The following is a 3,732-nucleotide window of genomic DNA, read 5'->3' on the forward strand; positions in this document are numbered from 1 at the left end:
GCAGCTACGACCTCGCCGACCTCACGCTGCGCTACCTCAAGCGGGAGCTGCGCACGGCGGTCGAGGACGACGGGCAGGCGGAGCTCACGTTCGACGACACCGAGTCGACCGGCGTGCAGGACGTCGCGATGCTGCACGCGCGGGCGGTGCTCGACCTGGCCGAGGCGCTCGACGTCGCGATCGAGGAGCATGGCGGGGCGCGACTGCTCGCCGAGATGGAGCTACCCCTGGTCGACCTGCTGGCCGAGATGGAGAGGGTCGGCGTGGCGGTCGACATCGAGCACCTCGAGTCGCTCGAGCGGCACTTCGGCGACGAGGTCGCGCGCGCCGCGGAGGAGGCCTTCTCCGTCATCGGCAAAGAGATCAACCTCGGATCCCCCAAGCAGCTGCAGGTCGTGCTGTTCGACGAGCTCGACATGCCCAAGACCAAGCGCACCAAGACCGGTTACACGACCGACGCCGACGCGCTGCAGTCCCTCTACGAGAAGACCGAGCACCCGTTCCTGACCGCGCTGCTGCGGCACCGCGACGTGTCCCGGCTGCGCCAGACGATCGAGGGACTGCTGAAGACGGTGGCGCCGGACGGTCGGATCCACACGACGTTCAACCAGACGATCGCAGCGACCGGACGACTGTCGAGCACCGACCCGAACCTCCAGAACATCCCGATCCGGACCGAGGAGGGTCGACGGATCCGCGAAGGGTTCGTCGTCGGGCCGGGCTCCGACTGCCTGATGACAGCCGACTACAGCCAGATCGAGATGCGGATCATGGCGCACCTCTCCGAAGACGAGCTGCTGATCGAGGCGTTCCGCAGCGGCCGCGACTTCCACGCCGTGACCGCGGCGCGGGTGTTCGGGGTCGAGCCCTCCGACGTCAACACCGAGATGCGGGCCAAGATCAAGGCGATGAACTACGGGCTCGCCTACGGCCTGTCCGCATTCGGCCTGGGTCAGCAGCTGCGGATCGACCCCAGCGAGGCACGCGGCCTGATGGACGAGTACTTCGAGACCTTCGGCGGGGTGCGCGACTATCTCGCCGGCGTCGTCGACGAGGCCCGGCGCAGCGGGTTCACCGAGACCATCTGGGGCCGGCGCCGCTACCTCCCCGACCTCACCAGCGACAACCGGCAGCGCCGCGAGATGGCCGAACGGATGGCCCTCAACGCCCCGATCCAAGGGTCCGCGGCCGACCTGATCAAGGTCGCGATGCTCAACGTCGACCGAGCCATCCGCGAGGCCGGCCTCGCCTCACGCATGCTGCTCCAGGTGCACGACGAGCTCGTGTTCGAGGTCGCCGAGGGCGAGAGCGACCGGCTCGACGCGCTCGTGCGCGAGCAGATGGGCTCCGCCGCCGACCTCCGGGTCCCGCTCGACGTCTCGATCGGTACCGGCCGCAGCTGGCACGACGCCGCTCACTGACGGCTCAGAGGAGCTTGGGGGAGTTCAGGACGTCGAGCAGGTAATCGCCGTAGCCACTGGCGGTGAGCTCTGCGGCACAGCGCCGGAGCTGGTCGTCGTCGATGAAGCCCATCCGCCACGCGACCTCCTCGGGGCACCCGAGCTTGGTGCCCTGTCGGTGCTCCACGTTGCGGACGAACCGGCTGGCGTCGTTCAGGTCGTCGAAGGTGCCGGTGTCGAGCCACGCGGTCCCGCGGGGGAGCTTCTCGACGAGGAGCCGTCCCTCGTCCAGGTAGAGCCGGTTGAGGTCGGTGATCTCGAGCTCGCCGCGGGCCGACGGAGTCAGTGTCTTGGCACGCTCCACGACATCAGGGCCGTAGAAGTAGAGCCCCGGTACGGCGTACCTGCTCCGCGGGCGCTCGGGCTTCTCCTCCAGCGAGATCGCGATGCCGTCCTCTCCGAACTCCACCACGCCGTAGGCGGTCGGGTCGGAGACCCGGTAGCCGAAGACCGCGGCGCCGTCGACGTCGTGGAATCGTCGGAGATGATTGCCCAGCCCACGGCCGTGGAAGATGTTGTCGCCGAGGATCAGGGCGACCCGGTCGCCGGCGATGTGCTCCTCCCCGATGAGGAACGCCTGCGCGAGACCCTCTGGCTCGGGCTGGACGGCGTACGTGATCCGCACGCCCCAGCCGTCCCCGTCGCCGAGCAGCCTGCGGAACTGCTCGTTCTCGTGGGGGGTGGTGATCACCAGGATGTCCCGGATGCCCGCGAGCATGATGGTGGACAGCGGGTAGTAGATCATCGGCTTGTCGTAGACCGGCGTCAGCTGCTTGCTGACCGCGCGAGTGATCGGGTGGAGCCTGCTGCCGGTCCCACCGGCGAGGACGATGCCGCGCATGCCGCGATACTTTCAGACGCGTTCCGGACGAACGCTCGATCCCGGCCGAGAGGGGAGCATGAGCGAGCTGACTGTGGAGACGACCGCCATCCCTGGCTTGCGCGTGCTCCGGCTGCCCCTGCACGTCGACTCTCGTGGCTGGTTCAAGGAGAGCTGGCAGCGCGAGAAGATGCTCGCCCTCGGCCTCCCGGACTTCGGACCGGTGCAGCAGAACGTCTCCTTCAACGCGCGACGTGGGGTCACGCGCGGGATCCACGCCGAACCCTGGGACAAGCTGGTGTCGCTGGCCACGGGGCGCGCGTTCGGTGCGTGGGTGGACCTGCGTGAGGGGCAGGGGTTCGGCACGGTGGTCACGGTCGAGCTGGACCCGTCGGTCGCCGTGTTCGTGCCGAGAGGCGTGGGCAACAGCTACCAGGCGCTGGAGGACGGCACCGCCTACAGCTATCTGGTCAACGACCACTGGTCAGGTGGCCAGCAGTACGTCGCCGTCGACTTGGCCGACCCTGCCATCGGTGTCCCGTGGCCGGTCCCGCTGCAGGATGCGGACATCTCCGACAAGGACCGCCAGAACCCACTGCTGTCGCACGTGTCGCCCGTGCCGCGACCCGCGACGCTGATCCTCGGCTCCGGCGGTCAGCTGGCACGAGCACTGGCCCAGGCTTTCCCGGACGCCCGAACCGCCGGCGTGCGGGAGCTCGACATCACCGACCGTGACGCGTTGGAGGCCTGGAACTGGTCCGACTACGACGTCGTCATCAACGCGGCCGCCTGGACCGACGTCGACGGCGCTGAGTCGCTCCCGGGTCGGCAGCAGGCCTGGCAGACCAACGCACAGGGGCCGGCCCACCTCTCGCGCCTGGCCACCAGGCATCGGCTGACCCTGGTCCACTACTCCACCGACTACGTCTTCGACGGGGCGCAGGACGAGCACACCGAGGACGAGCCCCTCTCGCCGCTCGGCGTCTACGCCCAGAGCAAGGCGGCCGGCGATCTGGCAGTCGTCACGACGCCGCGCCACCTGCTGCTGCGCACCAGCTGGTTGGTGGGGGAGGGCAAGAACTTCGTGGCCACCATGAGCTCTCTCGCGCGGCGCGGGGTACGGCCGCAGGTCGTCGACGACCAGTACGGACGCCTGACGTTCAGCCACGAGCTGGCCCGCGCCACCAGACACCTGCTCGATGTGGGTGCTCCGTTTGGCATCTACAACGTCACCAACAGCGGTCCGGTCATTTCCTGGGCCGAGGTCGCCCAGCGGGTGTTCGAGCTCTGCGGGCGTGATCCGGACGATGTCGTCCCCGTCAGCACCGAGGAGTACGCGACGGGGAGCTCGCCAGCCCCGCGGCCGCGACGCAGCGGACTCAACCTCGCGAAGCTCCGAAGCACCGGGTTCGAACCGGAGTCCGCTTCGGCGGCTCTCGATCGCTACCTCTC

Annotated in this window: 3 protein-coding genes; 2 read left to right on the forward strand and 1 reads right to left on the reverse strand. The window is 68.9% G+C overall.

The features are described 5' to 3' along the window. A partial coding sequence (gene polA / locus VFZ39_RS06045) for a DNA polymerase I (RefSeq protein WP_330864832.1) occupies nucleotides 1-1,421 on the forward strand: 1,421 nt, incomplete at its 5' end. Between the two features lie 4 nt (nucleotides 1,422-1,425). Here polA and rfbA read toward each other — a convergent pair. After that, nucleotides 1,426-2,301: a glucose-1-phosphate thymidylyltransferase RfbA gene (gene rfbA, locus VFZ39_RS06050; protein ID WP_330864833.1), complete on the reverse strand. Its 876-nt coding sequence runs from the start codon at nucleotides 2,299-2,301 to the stop codon at nucleotides 1,426-1,428. A gap of 58 nt (nucleotides 2,302-2,359) precedes the next feature. On the opposite strand from rfbA, the gene VFZ39_RS06055 reads away from it, so the two are divergent. After that, on the forward strand, nucleotides 2,360-3,732 hold a 1,373-nt coding region (locus VFZ39_RS06055), incomplete at its 3' end, for a bifunctional dTDP-4-dehydrorhamnose 3,5-epimerase family protein/NAD(P)-dependent oxidoreductase (protein ID WP_330864834.1).

The organism is Nocardioides sp. (assembly GCF_036374615.1).
Lineage (GTDB): Bacteria > Actinomycetota > Actinomycetes > Propionibacteriales > Nocardioidaceae > Nocardioides.

Coding starts and splice junctions, on each gene's coding strand:
- rfbA (WP_330864833.1), bottom strand. CDS start 2,301: ATGCGCGGCATCGTCCTCGCCGGTGGGACCGGCAGCAGGCTCCACCCG.